We start from the raw sequence: 14,127 nt of genomic DNA, 5'->3' as shown, positions 1-14,127 counted from the left end.
AGCAACAGGTAAGCGTTCTATTTTCAATTAAGCGTCTAATTCTTTGATCCCTACAACTGAATAGTTTGTGTCAGATAAAGATTCGCGTAGTTCGTCTTCATTTACTGCACCATCACTTTGAATCAGAGCACTTTTAGCTTCCAAGTTGATTACTACCTCATTTACTCCCTCAACGTCTAAAAAGTTTTGTTTGACTGCATTTGCGCAACCTTCACATTTCATGCCTTCAATCGTAATTTCTTTCCTCATCATTCATTCCCCTTTTCAAATTGTATTTGATACTAGTGTAATCTTTCTTACCTCAAACAGCTATTAATTTGCAGAGGGCTTGAAGCGTTTCAAGCGCAATGCGTTCATCAATACCGATACTGAACTGAAACTCATCGCAGCTCCGGCAATCATTGGATTCAACAATGGTCCGCTGAATAAATACAAGACACCCATTGCAACTGGAATGCCCAGCGTATTGTAAGCAAATGCCCAGAAAAGATTTTCTTTGATATTCTTGATGGTGGCTTTACTTAATTCAATCGCTGTCGGCACATCCATCAAATCGCTGCGCATTAAGACAATGTCCGCTGATTCCATAGCCACGTCTGTTCCTGAACCAATCGCGATTCCAACATCCGCTTGGGCCAAAGCTGGAGCATCGTTGATACCGTCTCCTACCATCGCTACTTTTTTGCCTTCTTCTTGCAATAACTTTACTTGAGCCGCTTTGTCTTCCGGCAATACTTCACTCAACACACGGTCCACGCCAACTTGTTTGGCAATGGCTTCAGCTGTCCGTTTGTTGTCGCCCGTCATCATGACCACTTCGATGCCCATGCGGCGTAATTTGGCAATCGCTTGGGAACTGGTGCCTTTCACCGTGTCCGCAACAGCAATGATTCCCATCAAGTCATCGTTTTTCGCCACATACATTGGTGTTTTTCCTTCACTGGCTAATGCGTCTGATTGACCAGCCAATTCTGCCAACGAAATCTGCTGGTTGTCCATCATTTTTTTATTCCCCAGAGAATACACGTCACCATCGATCTGCACCACGATTCCGTGTCCAGGTATAGCGTTGAACGAGGTCGTTTTGTGCAAATGAACCCCTTTTTCTTCAGCTGCTCGAACAATAGCTGCACCTAGAGGATGTTCCGAGCCTTTTTCAGCCGATGCAGAAACGCTCAACAACTCTTCTGTTGAGATGCCATCTACGGCTAAAATATCCGTGACTTTAGGCTTTCCTTCTGTAATCGTTCCGGTTTTATCCAATACGACCGTTTGCACTTTATGAGTCGTTTCCAAAGCTCCACCACTCTTGATCAACACGCCATGTTCCGCGCCTTTACCCGTACCGACCATGATCGCAGTTGGTGTAGCTAGTCCTAAAGCACATGGACAAGCAATAACCAATACCGAAATCGCAATACTCAAAGCAAAGACTCCTGACTCTCCAGCTAAGAACCAAGCGAATCCAGCTGCTACAGCCAATACCATTACAATCGGTACAAAATAACCCGATATAATATCCGCCAGTTTAGCGATCGGTGCTTTGGAACCTTGAGCGTCTTCCACTAATTTAATCACTTGAGCCAACGCGGTATCTTTTCCAACTTTAGTCGCTTTATATTGGATTGCACCATTTTTATTGATACTGGCTCCAATTACTTGATCTCCTATAACTTTTTCCACAGGCATACTTTCCCCAGTCAGCATCGCTTCATCCACAGAAGTCACGCCTTCTATAATCATGCCATCCACAGGAATTTTTTCTCCAGGTCGAACTACAATGATGTCATTGACTTGAACTTCATCAATCGACAATTCCATTTCTTTGTCGTTGCGGATTACTTTGGCCGTCTTTGGCGCTAAGCCCATCAATTTCTTAATCGCTTCAGACGTTTTTCCCTTCGAGCGGGCTTCAAAGTATTTGCCCAATGTAATCAACGTTAAAATAACCGCAGCTGATTCATAATACAAATCCATCGCCAATGCTGCATTCCCTTGCCAAATGGAAACCGTCGCTGCCAAACTGTACACAAACGCAGCACTGGTTCCTAAAGCAACAAGCGAGTCCATATTGGGGTGTCGGTTGAACAACGCTTTAAACCCAACCGTAAAAAATTTCTTCCCTAACACCATCACCGGAAGCGTCAACAGCAATTGCACCAGCGCAAAGATTCCCGGGTTGTGCATCGGATTCAACCATTCTGGTAAAGGAGCGCCCATCATATGCCCCATCGAAACGTACAACAACGGCACAGTGAACACCGCTGACAACCAAAAACGACGCCACATTTCTTTCATGTGTGCTTCTTTTTTCTCGCGGTCTTCATCTACAGCGTCCGCAGAATTGACTTCTTCATGAGCGCTATAACCCGATTTCGCAACAGCAGCCGTGATATCATTCACTGAAAGGACACTCGGGTCAAATTGAACCGTCATTTTTTCAGTAGCCAAATTAACATTTGAAAAAACTACGCCAGTTAATTTGCTGGTCGCTTTCTCCACAGTCTGTGCACAAGTGGCACAACTCATGCCTTCGATGACAAAATTCTTTCGCACACCGTCTTCAACCGCTTTGTAACCTGATTTCTCAACAGCTGATTGGATATCTGCGATAGTTGTTTTAGATTCATCAAATTGAATATTCATTTTTTCGGTCACTAAGTTGACGTTGGCTTCTTGCACCCCAGATAACTTAGAGGCCGCTTTTTCAACGGTTTGCACACAACTTGCGCAACTCATACCTTCTATTTTGAATGTTTTTTGAGCCATGTTGCTCCTCCTTTATCCATGAAAGTGTTGACACGTGCATTGCCCTGGAACACAGTCACACGCTACAACATCCACCGCTTCCGATTTTTTTTTCTTCAACAATTCTTCCAACATCGCCATATCATCGTGACTTAAAGCAGCTTCTTCCAACAGATGTGCAATCGCTTCTCCCGCTTTCCGATTGCAAATATGCGCTAAAATATCGCTAGTAGCTTCTTTGATTTCCACTTCTTCACTAATCGCCGCAGAATAAATAAATCGATTTCCCATGGCTTCCGTGGTTAAGGCGCCTTTTTTAACCAATCGGCCGATCAATGTTTTCGTGGTCGCCGGCTTCCAAGCCATCTTGTCTTGTAGGACCGCATTGATTTCTTTACTAGTCGCTTGTTTTAACGTCCACACAACACGCATGACTTCCCACTCTGCATCACTGATAGTTATTTTTTCCATTGCTTGCATGGCTCTCTTCCTTTCAACATTTTTTATTTTCGTTTACACTTGTAATCCGTCTACAATTCATAGTTTACATTTGTAATCGATATAAGTCAACCTCTTTTGCTCAATATTTTAAAAAAAGGTCTGCTGTGGTAAAATACAAACAGGTTTACAGATGCAATTTGAGAGGAGGTTTCACATGAAAGTAGGCTTTATCGGTGCTGGCAACATGACCAGTGCTATCGTAAAAGGAATGATCAAAGCACAACACCTTCCTAAAGAAAATATTTATATCTCCAATAGAAGTCCAGAAAAATTAGAAAAGTTGACAGCAGATACAGGAACCATCGCATGTTCCTCTAATGAAGAATTAGTGTCCAAAGTAGATGTAGTCATCTTGGCTATCAAGCCCAACCTGTTTTCAACCGTACTACCCGAACTAAGTACTCATTTGCTCAAATACAATCCGGTAGTGGTATCCATCGCAGCTGGCGTTAGTTTAGCTCAAATGCACGACTGGATCGGATCCGACTCAGCTATGCGCCTCATTCGCGTGATGCCTAACTTGAATTCACAAATCGGCGAAGGAATGGCAGCTGTTTGCGGAAATGAACAGACTACACAAGATGATGTTGAATTTGTCATCAGTATTTTCCAATCCATTGGGGAAGCGATCGTTATGAAGGAAGCTGACTTTGGTGTCTTTTCAGCCATCGCCGGCTGCTCACCAGCGTTTACGTTCTTATTTATAGATTCGCTGGCACGCGCTGCTGTCAAATACGGCATTCCAAAAGAAATGGCGACCAAAATCGCCGCTCAAGCTGTTTTAGGAAGTGGGAAAATGGTCCTAGAAAGTGGCGAAACGCCGTGGAATTTGATCGATCAAGTTTCTTCTCCAGGCGGAACGACCATTGAAGGCGTACTGGCTTTAGAAGAAAATGGCTTTATGACATCGGTTGTGAAAGCTGTGGATGCAGTTGTGGAAAAAGACACCAACATGAACTAACACATAAAGAAGTTGTCCCAATACTCGAGTATCGGGACAACTTCTTTTTATATTTTTTAACGAGCAAATAAGCAACCTAAATATAGAGTGCTTCCGGGTTGAGCTTGAATTTGGACCCCTCAGAATAATATTAGTGCTATTCGAGAATTTTCTCTGGCTCAAATGGACGCTATTCGCCTTGTTAGCGACTTTTGGCTACTTTTTCTCACCCAAATGGACGCTATTCGCCTTGTTAGCAACATTTGACTACTTTTTCTCACCCAAATGGACGCTATTTGCCATGTTAGCGCCATTTGACTACTTTTTCTCACCCAAATGGACGCTATTCGCCTTGTTAGCGACTTTTGGCTACTTTTTCTCACCCTAATGGACGCTATTCGCTTTGTTAGCGTCATTTGGCTACTTTTTCTCACCCAAATGGACGCTATTCGCCTTGTTAGCAACATTTGACTACTTTTTCTCACCCAAATGGACGCTATTTGCCATGTTAGCAACATTTGACTACTTTTTCTCACCCAAATGGACGCTATTTGCCATGTTAGCGCCATTTGACTACTTTTTCTCATCCAAATGGACGCTATTCGCCTTGTTAGCGTCATTTGACTACTTTTTCTCATCCAAATGGACGCTATTCGCCTTGTTAGCGTCATTTGACTACTTTTTCTCATCCAAATGGACGCTATTCGCTTTGTTAGCGTCATTTGACTACTTTTTCTCACCCAAATAGACGCTATTCGCCTTGTTAGCGACATTTGACTACTTTTTCTCACTCAAATGGACGCTACTCGCCTCATTAGCGACATTTGACTACTTTTTCTAACCCAAATAGACGCTATTCGCTTTGTTAGCGTCATTTAACTACTTTTTCTCAACCAAATGGACCCTATTCGTCTTGTTAGCGACATTTGACTACTTTTTTTTAACCCAAATAGACGAATAAAGAAAAACGTCCACATCGTTTACCCACTATTGTGAGGAAGTCGATGACTGAGCTCTCTTTCGATGTGATTTGTCCACATTATTGAATCTGTGAACAATTATTTCTGACTTCTCTTTAAGTTGTCCACATTTTCTTTAGAAATGTGGACAACTTAAAGATATTCTCTATTTGCTCGTTCTTTTAATACACCCTGAACACGCAAAAAAGATTCAGAAGTTTGTCTGAATCCTTTACTTTTTATTCATTTCTAAGCTGTGCTGCTTTTTCTATCAAATAAAGCAAATCGGTTTCGAATTGCACACCATATTTAGGATCTGATTTGCTGGCAACAGTTCGTTGAATCACTTTTTCTACATAAGCGACGGCTGTTTCAGTTGCTGCCTCCAAGGTTGCTTTTTGAAACAATAATCCTGCAACCACGCTGCTGAACAGGTCTCCCGTGCCATCAAAATGTCCAGGGTAAATCCGAGAAAAAGCCGTCTTTACTTGCTCATCGTGTACACTACCTGATGCTGCACCGATTTCCTGTTCACTTGGCATCACACCTGTCAGAACGACTTGCTGCCGATTCCATTCCAGCATCTTTTGTATCACTAATTCGATCTCTTGTTTCGTATGAGGCCCCTTATGATATGGCGTCTGCGTTAAATAAGCCGCTTCGGTCATATTGGGGATAACTACTGTGGATAACTGACACAATTCCCGCATTTGCTGAACATATTTTTCATCAAAACCAGGATACAATTTTCCATGATCGCCCATTACCGGATCCAGCACGATAATTGCATTATCCGTTGCAAATTCACGAATCACTCGTTTCACAATGTTCATTTGAGCATGCGATCCTAGATAACCGATCAACACCCCATCAAATGACACCCCCAGCTGTCTCCAGTGATCAAGGATGCGCTCCATTTCGCTGGTCAAATCTAAAAAAGTATAGTCTTCAAATCCCGAGCCCGTGTGAGTCGATAACAGAGCTGTCGGAAGGATACTCGTACTGTTATTCAGACTGCTTAAAATCGGTAAAGCTACATTCATCGAAATTTGACAGCTTGCAGAAATATCTTGTATCACTAACACTTTTGGCTGATTCATTTATTTCACCACTATTCCCTTGCATTCTCTCCTTATTATAACAGTTTTGTTCCTGATTTCAGCTCTCTCTTTCAAATTTTCTGAAAACTGCATTTCGTCTGCTCATCAAAAAAGGTATAATGGATTTACATTAAGGGGGAACGGAAATTGAAACATAAAACACTCACTACACAAAATGTAGTTCTTTATGCTTTATTTATTGCCATGACAGTTGTTATGACGTTGATTATTCGGATACCAATTCCTTTTGCACAAGGCTATGTCAATATTGGGGATTCTATTTTGCTACTGTCTGGGATGCTGTTTGGACCAGCCGGCGGATTTTGGATCGGTGGAATAGGAAGTGCATTGGCAGACTTATTTACGGGTTATTCATTTTATGCGCCGATTACATTCCTTGTCAAAGGAATCGAAGGCTTGTTGTGCGGTTGGATTTTCCTGAAAATGAATGCTTCAAAACCGTTTGTGTCGGCGCTTATCGCCGGTATCTGGATGGCGGTCGGTTATGTCATCGGGGATTGGATCTTATTTGGACTGGCTGCTGGGATAGCCGCTTTTCCTATGAATCTGATGCAAGGAATTGTAGGCGCCATACTTGCCGTTCTATTGCACAAATTTATTGGACCGATTTTTATCAAACGAATCAATTAAAAAAATACCAGCGAGCAGTCTCGAAAACTACTCGCTGGTATTTTTTATGTGGATCTCTAAATATTCATTTTCTGCTGCTGCGTCCCTAAAGACTCTCAACAAATTTTCTCCGTATTTTCCTAGATACTTCTCAATCGCTTCTGCATCAATGATCTCAATCGTTTGTGGAGTAAAATCAGTGGTCAGACAATCTTTCAGAGCATCCAGATTCTGCCCATAATAATCCGGTAAGTTCAACTGCATCGTTAAATATTGATGCAATCTTTTTTTACTGGTCATTTCTTGACCATCCAAAATAATACGCTTATCCATCACTAACCTCCTAGTAAAGCTGTTCAAACGTTTCGTAATGATCCCCGGTGTAGAAAATCAATCCATCATTGGAAAAGACGATCCGCTCAGCTCCACGGAAACCCCCGTCATAATTGATATCCGCTTCATAATACACGCGGCCTTTTGCTTCAGGCAGCAACTCTTCATAATTGCCGAAGCGATCACCGCCGATCGACATCTGATCAGTGACTTCCCATAAATTACCTTCTGAGTTGTCCCAGCCTAAAGCTTCTGCTTCTTTTTTCGTCAAATAATTGGGTGGAAGCTCTCCAAATTCATTCAGGTATGCAGCCACATCTTCTTTCGTCGAATAGGCTTGTCCTTCAACCACGGAACTATCCACTGTTTGTGATTCCATTTGCGACTCTTGAGAATCTGAATCAAACAGCGCATCAAATACGTCCATCTGCTGACCTCCAAGCAAAAGTACCAGCACACCGACAATCGTTACGATCCAATTTTTCTTTTGTTTCATCTTCTACTCCTCATTTTCTTGTTCCATTTCTTTGCGAGCTAGTTTAGCAGCTTTTTTACGCACACGCAAGCTTCTAAAAAAATCCGTCAATAATGCGGCACACTCGTCTTCTAAAAGTCCTTTTTCAATCGTTACTTGATGGTTGAACCGCTCATCTCCAAGCAAATTCATTAAAGTACCGGCTGTCCCGCCTTTAGGATCCGGAGCTCCATAGTAAAGCTCGTTGACACGCGACAAGATCATTGCTCCACTGCACATCGGACAAGGTTCCAACGTTACAAACAACTGCGTATCCTCCAAGCGCCAATTCCCCAAGCACTGATTGGCTTCCCGAATGGCAATCATTTCTGCATGAGTCGTCGCATCATGGGTCATTTCCCGCAAATTGTGACCGCGCCCAATAATCTCCCCGTTCAATACCACTACAGCCCCGATCGGCACTTCTAATTTAGCTCCAGCTTTTTTAGCCTCTTCAATAGCTTCGCGCATAAAGTATTCTTTTTCCCTACTGGTCAATTCCATATTGTGCTCCTTTTGCTCATCATTTCCTTCCCCTATGATAGCATATTCTCTCTCAAACCCTACAAAAAAATCCAAAGAGTGCTAAAATAGAGAAGAATGCTCAACTTGTTCAGCTTGACGATTTCAATGCAGAAATGAGGAACTGAAGTGAACTTTAAAGAACTAAAAAACTTGTATCCAGAAGCTGTTTTAACCGAATACAACACCTCTGGGAAGCAGTACATAGCTTTTCCTTATCAAGATCAATGGATTCAATTTGAACGTTACCAAAAAAGCGATACTGAATTGGCCTTGATTCAATATGCGCTCAACCAAAAGCCTATTCCCTTTAAAACGAAAAAAATGTCCAAATGGCATACTTTTTTAGTTAATGGGTCCTTTGCTTTGCCTAAAGAAGAAGGCTTCTATCGCATTATCCAATTTGAGATCATTAAGAAGGATGCTGCTTTTGAACGCGGACTTTGGCTAAAAGCCTTCAAAAGTTTATTTTCAGGCATAGAGGATACTTTTTTCCTAACAGAAAATAAAGGTATTCTCATCCAAGGAAAACAGCCTGATTTATTGAGCAGCGAAGAAATGGCCGGCATTATTCGCACCTTAGACGATGATTTTTCAATTAAGACTGTGTATTATATGGGGCAATATTGGCCAATAACTGCTGCTTTGCCCAATATATTTAAAGAAGAACAGCATATTTTTGAAGCTCAAAAAAATCAAAAGACCCAAGTTTTTGATTTGCCCTCAGTTGCTTTACATTATTATACGGCGGAAGCTATTTCACAAAGCCCATTGATGCAGCAAATGAAAACTCAGTATGTAATGGATAACGAACTGAAGGAATTGATCTTAGCAATGTGGAAAAGCCAAGGCAACATATCTGTAGCCGCAAAATCCCTTTATATCCACCGCAACACACTGCAATACCGAATCGATCGTTTTCATGAAACAAGCGGTCTATCGTTGCGTGATATGGATGACTTGCTGTTGTGTTATTTATTGACGCTGGACTAAAAAAACCTTCTTGTAAAAGGCAATCTTTTACGAGAAGGTTTTTATGCGTTTTATTTTTTTACTTTATCTACAAAGGTATCTTTTTTATCCGATAACAGATCGGTAAATTCTGTTGTCGCTTCTTTCAATTGATGTGTATAATCGCTGACACTTCCGCGTAAATGACTAACTTTATCCACAACGTTGAGTAAGTTGATCACTTCCTCATCAGATAAGTTTTCCACAACTTTCATAGCTTTTTCATTGCCATGCAGTTTATCTTTCACAAAGTATTTCGCTCTTTTGCGGTTAATCATGCTTTCAGCTTTTTCCATTGCTTTATCTGAAGTCACCATGTATGCTGCTCCAATAGCTACAGCAGCTCCAACACCTAATAAAATATTTCTTGTTGTGTTTTTCATAGAAATTCACTTCCCTCTTCGTATTTTTCTCTATTTCATCATATCAGAAATAAATTTCAATCACGAATAAAAACGCCTACCAGAATTTAAAATTCTGATAGACGTTTCTTGTTGGTTAGCTTAATTGACAGAAGCTGTTTCCTTTTCCGCCTTAGCATCTTTTTCTAACTTTTTAGGTTCCCGAACCGTAAAACGGATTGTTCCTTTTTGAGCACCAATAGTGATGTTGTCCCCAATTTTCACTCTTCCGCTCAACAACTCTTCACTTAAAAGATCTTCAATTTTCTTTTGAATAGCTCTGCGTAATGGACGTGCACCATATTCAGGATCGAATCCCTCTTTAGAAATCACATCGATGGCAGCTGGTGTGATTTTTGCATGGATGTCCATATCAGCTAATCGTTTGACGATTGTTTGCGACATCAATTTAACGATCTCATTCAATTCAGTTTTCTCTAATGAATGGAAGACGATTGTTTCATCTAAACGGTTGATGAACTCAGGACGAAAAGCATTTTTCAACTCTTCTTTAATGCGTTTTTCCATCATGTTGTGATCATGTTTCGTATCTTTCACAGTAAAACCAACTGATTTTTCATCTCGTAAAGCCGTTGCTCCTAGATTGGAAGTCATGATCATGATTGTGTTTTTGAAGTCTACTTTACGGCCTTTTCCATCTGTCAAATGACCATCGTCCAATACTTGCAACAGAATATTAAAGACATCCGGATGAGCTTTCTCTACTTCATCCAGCAAGATAACAGAATAAGGTTTTTGACGGACTTTTTCTGTCAATTGCCCACCTTCATCATATCCTACATAACCTGGAGGAGAACCGACTAATCGACTGGTACTGAATTTTTCCATGTATTCAGACATATCCACACGAATCAATGCTTCTTCATTTCCAAACATCGCTTCACTCAAAGCTTTAGCCAATTCCGTTTTCCCAACTCCAGTAGGTCCTAAGAACATGAATGAACCGATTGGACGATTCGGATCTTTCAAACCACTTCTTGCACGGCGAATCGCTTTTGAGACCGCTACAACGGCTTCATTTTGACCAATGACTCGTTTATGCAGCACATCTTCCATCTTCAATAAACGATCCGATTCTTTTTGTTCCATTTGTTGAACTGGAATATTGGTCCACAATGCCACAACTTCAGCAATATCGTGTTCAGTAACTTCTAGTTCATTTGGCGTTTCTTTCTTCTCTTGTTTTCTCAATAATGTTTCAATTTTTTTACGCTGTTTCATTTCCTGCGTTCGAATAAGACCCGCTTTTTCGAAATCTTGATTTTGAATCGCTGCTTCTTTGTCTTCAATCAATGTTTCCAACTCTTCCACCGCTGCTGCAACTGGCGTTGGTTTTCCAGTAACATCGATACGTACTTTAGAAGCTGCTTCATCTATCAGATCAATCGCTTTATCCGGCAATTGTCTAGATGTGATATAACGATTAGATAATTTGACCGCTGCATGAATTGCTTCATCCATAATTTTTACTCCATGATGATCTTCATAACGTGAACGCAGACCATATAAGATTTCTTCTGTTTCATCTTCATTTGGCGGATCAATGTGGATTGGTGCAAAACGTCTCTCCAAAGCCGCATCTTTTTCGATGTGTTTTTGGTATTCGTCTAATGTTGTTGCCCCGATCGTTTGCAATTCTCCACGCGCAAGTGCTGGTTTCAGAATATTCGAAGCGTCAATAGCCCCTTCTGCTCCGCCTGCTCCAATTAACGTATGCAATTCATCAATAAAGAGAATCACTTCTCCATCTTGATAAATCTCCTCAATAATTTTCTTCATACGCTCTTCAAATTCACCACGGTATTTCGTTCCCGCAACCAATGATCCCATATCCAGCATCATCAAGCGTTTATTTGTAAGAGTAGAAGGTACTTCTCCATCTATGATCCGCTGTGCCAAGCCTTCAGCAATGGCTGTTTTACCTACCCCGGGTTCTCCAACCAATACCGGATTATTTTTAGTTCGACGGCTTAAGATCTGTACGATTCGTTGAACTTCTTTTTGACGGCCTACAACAGGATCCATTTTGCCTTCTTTAGCTTGAGCGGTTAAATCTCTAGCTAATGAATCCAGTGTGGGCGTTCCCGCAGTGGGCTGCTTTGTTGCAGGTCTTTGACGTTTGCTGTTCTTCACTTGGCCTTGTCCGACTTTTTTCAAGACTACTTGACGCGCCTTATTCAAGCTCACATCTAAATTAGCTAAAATTTTAGAAGATAAAATATCTTCTTCACGCAATAAGCCGAGCAGCAAATGCTCTGTCCCGACTAATTTTGCCCCCATGCGTCTAGATTCATCAGTCGCATACGTAATAGCTTGTTTTGCTCGAGGAGAATGAGGTAAAACAGCTTGTTTTGAAATGTATTTCATTGTTCCATATCCCGTAAAATGTTCAATTTCCTCACGAATATCTTGCTCGGTGATTGAAAACTGACGGAGTGTTTTACCTGCAATACCTTCTTGCTCTTTGACAATCCCCAGTAAGATATGCTCAGTACCTACAGAATGATGGCGAAATGCTTTTGCCTCTTCTTGAGCGATCTCTAACACGGCTTGTGCTTTTTCAGTAAATAATTCGTTCATTTTCTCGCCTCCACATTATCATTATTCGTATCTCAAATTGTTCAGGCAAGAATTTAATATACGTGCCCTTACTTCTTTAGCCACTTTAGTTTCCAGTCCCAATACTGTTTTTTCCATTGCAGCCATCAAAATGACGGCTTCTCTTTTACTCAAGAAATCATCGTCATATAACTTTTGTACAATTGCATAAGCATCATTTTGCGAAATACTATTGCCCACTATTTCTATTATTGTATCTAACATCTCAGATTCGTCCAACAATTTAACTTTGATAATCCGAATGTAACCACCACCGCCGCGCTTACTTTCCACTAAATAACCTTTTTGCACAGTGAAACGCGTGTTGATCACATAATTGATTTGAGAAGGAACACAATTAAATAAATCAGCCATTTCGCTACGTCTGATTTCAACTTGATCTGAGTGTCCTAACACCTTTTTCAAATAAGCTTCAATAATATCTGACATATTTTTATTTTCCATGTGCTGTTTGTTATTAAAAACCATTGATGATTGGTGTCTAAGTATCATACACTTTTTCGCTACTCATGCCAACATCAACTTTTTAATAACCCTCCTTTTCTTTCAGCCTTCATATAAGGCCACTTTCCTAACAAAGGTTCTATACTCCTTTGACTAATCCTGACTATTATTATACTGGAAAAAACTCCATTTGAAAAGTCCCACTTCTTAATAGAACCAACGTTTGTCTCACTTCTCTATTGAATAACCTCAAAACGACCACTAGAGTTCTATATAATAGTCATGAGCTGCAGAATACCTGAACCATTCTGATTACTATTGCGCATTTCGAAAGATATACAACCTAGAATCCCACAGCTTACTTTCTCATTCTATAGAAGAAACATGCACTGATTATATCATCCACGTCCTCCATAATACAAAAAAAGCGAGACAGCTGATTGCTTATCTCACTTTTGGATACTCTATTTTATTATCGGGAATACAGGATTCGAACCTGCGACCCCTTGGTCCCAAACCAAGTGCTCTACCAAGCTGAGCTAATTCCCGTATACGTTGGTAAAAACTCTTTAAAAGAGATGCACCCAGCAAGAGTCGAACTTGCAACCGCTTGATTCGTAGTCAAGTACTCTATCCAATTGAGCTATGGGTGCTAAAAATGGTGCCGAGGGCCGGAATCGAACCGGCACGGATATCACTATCCGCAGGATTTTAAGTCCTGTGCGTCTACCTGTTCCGCCACCCCGGCTTTAATGAACAAGTTATCATTTTCTAGTATAACTAGAAAGCGGAAAACGGGGTTCGAACCCGCGACCCCCACCTTGGCAAGGTGGTGCTCTACCACTGAGCTATTTCCGCAAAATGGTGCCGGCTAAAGGATTTGAACCCTCGACCCTCTGATTACAAATCAGATGCTCTACCAACTGAGCTAAGCCGGCAACTGTTTAGTGCCAAAAAAAATAAATGATGCGGGTGAAGGGACTTGAACCCCCACGCCTCGCGGCGCTAGATCCTAAATCTAGTGCGTCTGCCAATTCCGCCACACCCGCATTTAGTTTAAGGCAAAACATACTAGTCAACAAGCAACTAGTATGAGTCATGCAGGATTCGAACCTGCGACCCTCTGATTAAAAGTCAGATGCTCTACCAACTGAGCTAATGACTCGTGGTGGAGGTTAACGGGCTCGAACCGCTGACCCTCTGCTTGTAAGGCAGATGCTCTCCCAACTGAGCTAAACCTCCAAAAACTATATGCGTGGCAACGTCCTAGTCTCACAAGGGGAAACCCCTCACTACCTTCGGCGCTAAGAAGCTTAACTACTGTGTTCGGCATGGGAACAGGTGTGACCTTCTTGCCATCGTCACCACACATATGTGTGAGAAT

Annotated in this window: 13 protein-coding genes, 8 tRNA genes and 1 rRNA gene; 3 read left to right on the top strand and 19 right to left on the bottom strand. The window is 41.3% G+C overall.

Annotated elements, in window-relative coordinates:
• Nucleotides 1-27: 27 nt before the first annotated feature.
• From ACEN36_RS06780 to ACEN36_RS06770, 3 genes are all read right to left on the bottom strand, one after another.
• A complete protein-coding gene (locus ACEN36_RS06780; RefSeq protein ID WP_407126224.1) occupies nucleotides 28-249 on the bottom strand; it encodes a heavy-metal-associated domain-containing protein in 222 nt (73 codons plus the stop codon).
• 63 nt (nucleotides 250-312) lie between these two features.
• Nucleotides 313-2,769, bottom strand: a complete 2,457-nt coding sequence (locus ACEN36_RS06775) for a heavy metal translocating P-type ATPase (RefSeq protein ID WP_407126223.1) — start codon at nucleotides 2,767-2,769, stop codon at nucleotides 313-315.
• Between the two features lie 12 nt (nucleotides 2,770-2,781).
• Nucleotides 2,782-3,228 carry a CopY/TcrY family copper transport repressor gene (locus ACEN36_RS06770; protein ID WP_407126222.1) on the bottom strand — a complete coding sequence of 149 codons (447 nt, stop codon included), beginning with the start codon at nucleotides 3,226-3,228 and terminating at the stop codon, nucleotides 2,782-2,784.
• 151 nt (nucleotides 3,229-3,379) lie between these two features.
• Between ACEN36_RS06770 and proC the strand changes: the two genes are divergently transcribed.
• The gene (proC, locus tag ACEN36_RS06765; protein ID WP_407126221.1) at nucleotides 3,380-4,210 is read left to right on the top strand and encodes a pyrroline-5-carboxylate reductase; all 831 of its coding nucleotides are present in this window, start codon (nucleotides 3,380-3,382) and stop codon (nucleotides 4,208-4,210) included.
• A 1,177-nt stretch (nucleotides 4,211-5,387) separates the two neighbouring features.
• Here the strand turns inward: proC and ACEN36_RS06760 are convergent.
• Nucleotides 5,388-6,248: a pyridoxamine kinase gene (locus ACEN36_RS06760; protein ID WP_407126220.1), complete on the bottom strand. Its 861-nt coding sequence runs from the start codon at nucleotides 6,246-6,248 to the stop codon at nucleotides 5,388-5,390.
• A 147-nt stretch (nucleotides 6,249-6,395) separates the two neighbouring features.
• On the opposite strand from ACEN36_RS06760, the gene ACEN36_RS06755 reads away from it, so the two are divergent.
• Nucleotides 6,396-6,899: an ECF transporter S component gene (locus ACEN36_RS06755; protein WP_407126219.1), complete on the top strand. Its 504-nt coding sequence runs from the start codon at nucleotides 6,396-6,398 to the stop codon at nucleotides 6,897-6,899.
• A gap of 27 nt (nucleotides 6,900-6,926) precedes the next feature.
• Here the strand turns inward: ACEN36_RS06755 and ACEN36_RS06750 are convergent, their stop codons facing one another.
• The 3 genes from ACEN36_RS06750 to tadA are packed head-to-tail and all read right to left on the bottom strand — an operon-like array spanning nucleotide 6,927 to nucleotide 8,229.
• On the bottom strand, nucleotides 6,927-7,211 hold the full coding sequence (locus ACEN36_RS06750) for a barstar family protein (protein ID WP_407102301.1): 285 nt from the start codon (nucleotides 7,209-7,211) through the stop codon (nucleotides 6,927-6,929).
• Nucleotides 7,212-7,221: 10 nt separating this feature from the next.
• Nucleotides 7,222-7,707, bottom strand: coding sequence for a ribonuclease domain-containing protein (locus ACEN36_RS06745; protein WP_407126218.1), 486 nt, complete (start codon nucleotides 7,705-7,707; stop codon nucleotides 7,222-7,224).
• A 3-nt stretch (nucleotides 7,708-7,710) separates the two neighbouring features.
• Complete coding sequence (tadA, locus tag ACEN36_RS06740; protein WP_407096644.1) at nucleotides 7,711-8,229, bottom strand: tRNA adenosine(34) deaminase TadA; 519 nt, start codon at nucleotides 8,227-8,229, stop codon at nucleotides 7,711-7,713.
• Nucleotides 8,230-8,376: 147 nt separating this feature from the next.
• On the opposite strand from tadA, the gene ACEN36_RS06735 reads away from it, so the two are divergent.
• Nucleotides 8,377-9,240 (top strand): helix-turn-helix domain-containing protein, encoded by an 864-nt coding sequence (locus tag ACEN36_RS06735; protein WP_407126217.1) that lies wholly within the window; start codon nucleotides 8,377-8,379, stop codon nucleotides 9,238-9,240.
• A 50-nt stretch (nucleotides 9,241-9,290) separates the two neighbouring features.
• On the opposite strand, the gene ACEN36_RS06730 is transcribed toward ACEN36_RS06735, so the two are convergent.
• The 12 genes from ACEN36_RS06730 to rrf form a co-directional block, all read right to left on the bottom strand.
• Nucleotides 9,291-9,641 carry a hypothetical protein gene (locus ACEN36_RS06730; protein ID WP_407096642.1) on the bottom strand — a complete coding sequence of 117 codons (351 nt, stop codon included), beginning with the start codon at nucleotides 9,639-9,641 and terminating at the stop codon, nucleotides 9,291-9,293.
• A gap of 120 nt (nucleotides 9,642-9,761) precedes the next feature.
• A complete protein-coding gene (locus ACEN36_RS06725; protein ID WP_407126216.1) occupies nucleotides 9,762-12,260 on the bottom strand; it encodes an ATP-dependent Clp protease ATP-binding subunit in 2,499 nt (832 codons plus the stop codon).
• A gap of 21 nt (nucleotides 12,261-12,281) precedes the next feature.
• Nucleotides 12,282-12,743, bottom strand: a complete 462-nt coding sequence (locus ACEN36_RS06720) for a CtsR family transcriptional regulator (RefSeq protein ID WP_407096738.1) — start codon at nucleotides 12,741-12,743, stop codon at nucleotides 12,282-12,284.
• 475 nt (nucleotides 12,744-13,218) lie between these two features.
• Nucleotides 13,219-13,292 (bottom strand) — tRNA-Pro (locus tag ACEN36_RS06715).
• Between the two features lie 30 nt (nucleotides 13,293-13,322).
• Nucleotides 13,323-13,396 (bottom strand) — tRNA-Arg (locus ACEN36_RS06710).
• A 6-nt stretch (nucleotides 13,397-13,402) separates the two neighbouring features.
• Nucleotides 13,403-13,491 (bottom strand) — tRNA-Leu (locus ACEN36_RS06705).
• A gap of 38 nt (nucleotides 13,492-13,529) precedes the next feature.
• A tRNA-Gly gene (locus tag ACEN36_RS06700) sits at nucleotides 13,530-13,601 on the bottom strand.
• A gap of 4 nt (nucleotides 13,602-13,605) precedes the next feature.
• Nucleotides 13,606-13,681, bottom strand: a tRNA-Thr gene (locus ACEN36_RS06695).
• 29 nt (nucleotides 13,682-13,710) lie between these two features.
• Nucleotides 13,711-13,792: transfer RNA gene (locus ACEN36_RS06690), tRNA-Leu, on the bottom strand.
• A gap of 43 nt (nucleotides 13,793-13,835) precedes the next feature.
• A tRNA-Lys gene (locus ACEN36_RS06685) sits at nucleotides 13,836-13,908 on the bottom strand.
• Nucleotide 13,909: 1 nt separating this feature from the next.
• Nucleotides 13,910-13,985 (bottom strand) — tRNA-Val (locus tag ACEN36_RS06680).
• Nucleotides 13,986-13,996: 11 nt separating this feature from the next.
• Nucleotides 13,997-14,112: ribosomal RNA gene (rrf, locus tag ACEN36_RS06675) — 5S ribosomal RNA — on the bottom strand.
• Between the last annotated feature and the right edge of the window lie 15 nt (nucleotides 14,113-14,127).

The organism is Desemzia sp. FAM 23989 (assembly GCF_045528345.1).
Lineage (GTDB): Bacteria > Bacillota > Bacilli > Lactobacillales > Carnobacteriaceae > Desemzia.
This window is presented reverse-complemented; position numbering and strand designations above follow the sequence as displayed.

Coding starts and splice junctions, on each gene's coding strand:
- ACEN36_RS06730 (WP_407096642.1), bottom strand. CDS start 9,641: ATGAAAAACACAACAAGAAATATTTTATTAGGTGTTGGAGCTGCTGTA.
- ACEN36_RS06745 (WP_407126218.1), bottom strand. CDS start 7,707: ATGAAACAAAAGAAAAATTGGATCGTAACGATTGTCGGTGTGCTGGTA.
- ACEN36_RS06720 (WP_407096738.1), bottom strand. CDS start 12,743: ATGGAAAATAAAAATATGTCAGATATTATTGAAGCTTATTTGAAAAAG.
- ACEN36_RS06725 (WP_407126216.1), bottom strand. CDS start 12,260: ATGAACGAATTATTTACTGAAAAAGCACAAGCCGTGTTAGAGATCGCT.
- ACEN36_RS06770 (WP_407126222.1), bottom strand. CDS start 3,228: ATGCAAGCAATGGAAAAAATAACTATCAGTGATGCAGAGTGGGAAGTC.
- ACEN36_RS06775 (WP_407126223.1), bottom strand. CDS start 2,769: ATGGCTCAAAAAACATTCAAAATAGAAGGTATGAGTTGCGCAAGTTGT.
- proC (WP_407126221.1), top strand. CDS start 3,380: ATGCAATTTGAGAGGAGGTTTCACATGAAAGTAGGCTTTATCGGTGCT.
- ACEN36_RS06780 (WP_407126224.1), bottom strand. CDS start 249: ATGAGGAAAGAAATTACGATTGAAGGCATGAAATGTGAAGGTTGCGCA.
- ACEN36_RS06760 (WP_407126220.1), bottom strand. CDS start 6,248: ATGAATCAGCCAAAAGTGTTAGTGATACAAGATATTTCTGCAAGCTGT.
- ACEN36_RS06750 (WP_407102301.1), bottom strand. CDS start 7,211: ATGGATAAGCGTATTATTTTGGATGGTCAAGAAATGACCAGTAAAAAA.
- tadA (WP_407096644.1), bottom strand. CDS start 8,229: ATGGAATTGACCAGTAGGGAAAAAGAATACTTTATGCGCGAAGCTATT.